The organism is Legionella sp. km772 (assembly GCF_003989735.1).
Classification (GTDB): Bacteria; Pseudomonadota; Gammaproteobacteria; order Legionellales; family Legionellaceae; genus Legionella.
Genome location: NZ_RZGQ01000332.1, coordinates 1 through 1,576, shown reverse-complemented (window position 1 = coordinate 1,576; position 1,576 = coordinate 1). Strand labels below are relative to the sequence as shown.

The window sequence follows — 1,576 nt, the reverse complement described above, 5'->3', positions numbered from 1 at the left end:
GAAAATCAAATAATCACTATAAAGATCAAGCATATCCATTTAATTCCCTCCCTAAAATTAAGGGCGGAATTCTAATGCTTTTTAGTCAAACTACAAGTTTATGTGCGTAACATGAGTAACTGAGGAACCCAAGCCTACTGCAGTGGTAGAATATGAGAATAGTTTGGCCATGTAAGATAAAAGAAAGATTTGAGCAAATCATAGTATCTTAAAATTTGAACTGGATAGGTACATTTCTTAATGTAACTGTCAGCTCAAGTGGGGAGATATTGGATTTGCTTTAAAATTGTTTTCTGTAGGCCTATCTCGCAAGATTTGGGAATTTTTAAAGAAACCTAAAATTACTTACCAGTAAGAAACATAAATTGATTTCCTCATTCCCTAATGGCTTAATTGGAGGCGCTGTTCCTTGCCATCTTCTTGAAGGGCCAAAACCCGGAGGTGTAAAATACAGTTTAATCCTACATCGAGCTAACCACTTGAACTTTACGCTTATTTGAATCTGTTTTCTTCTCTTGTCATCTTAAGTTCGCGGCGTCTTCCAACAGCCTCCTAGGTTTTCTCTATTTATCAGGTCCTTACTAAGATTATCTATTTCCTGTGAAGTCCTAGCTATTTAAAATTTAAGGCTATGATCATTTAGAGGTTTATAGATTTAGGACTTCTCGGTATACTTTTAGCGTTGTTAAGCCCTCGGCTAATTTATGGAGATGTAATTTAATGATACATTCATCAATACGATTTGCTAATGAATCTGATGCTGAGGCCATTGGCTTAGTACATATTCGTTCTTGGCAGAAAACCTATGAACACTATATTCCTGACACCGTTTTAAGCAATTTATCGCTTTGGGATCGTACGCAGCAATGGAAAAATTTAATCCGCGAAGGAGTAAAGGTTTTGGTGTTGGAAACTAATAAGCAAATTATTGGTTTTGCTAGTGTAGGTGATTACCGTGATGCTGATAAAAAAAATCAATCTGGTGAAATTAGCGCGATCTATTTAGCACCTGAATATTGGCGCCATGGACTTGGCAGTAAATTGTGTTTAGCAGCAATGGAAGAATTATCTAAAGCCGGTTATCAGGAGGTTTTACTTTGGGTCATGTCAGACAATATCCAGGCGAGGTTGTTTTATGAAAAGCTGGGTTTTCAGGTTACGAGTAAAACTAAATTAGAAGAATTTTATGAAGGGGGCGCTTTATTAAAGGAACTCTTATATAAAAAAAATCTTTCTAATAAATGCATATAAAGTGCGCAAAAATGAAGCCAGAGTAGGGACTCCATTTTTGCAAGGATCGTTTTAGCCGCTCTTAGGCTAATTCCAGAAATAATTTAGTCATATCACTTTGGGCTTGTTGGACGGCGAGCTTTTTATTACTTTCACTTAAATGTAATCCTTCGGCACGGATAATGTTGATTTTATTAATACCAATAAAATTAAAAATCGTTTTTAGGCATGGTTCAAATAACCCCTGTTTTAGTGAGCACTGAGCGTGCGTAATCCTGCCCTGATGTGTTATGATTTGGGCATGAATTAATGATTCAATTGCTCTTTAAAAAGATCTAGAGAACTA

The 1,576-nt window shown here is 36.0% G+C and carries 1 protein-coding gene; it reads left to right on the top strand.

The window, feature by feature from the left end:
* The first annotated feature begins 720 nt into the window (after window positions 1-720).
* The gene (locus ELY15_RS15695) at window positions 721-1,251 is read left to right on the top strand and encodes a GNAT family N-acetyltransferase (RefSeq protein ID WP_127101681.1); all 531 of its coding nucleotides are present in this window, start codon (window positions 721-723) and stop codon (window positions 1,249-1,251) included.
* Window positions 1,252-1,576: the final 325 nt, after the last annotated feature.

Coding starts and splice junctions, on each gene's coding strand:
- ELY15_RS15695 (WP_127101681.1), top strand. CDS start 721: ATGATACATTCATCAATACGATTTGCTAATGAATCTGATGCTGAGGCC.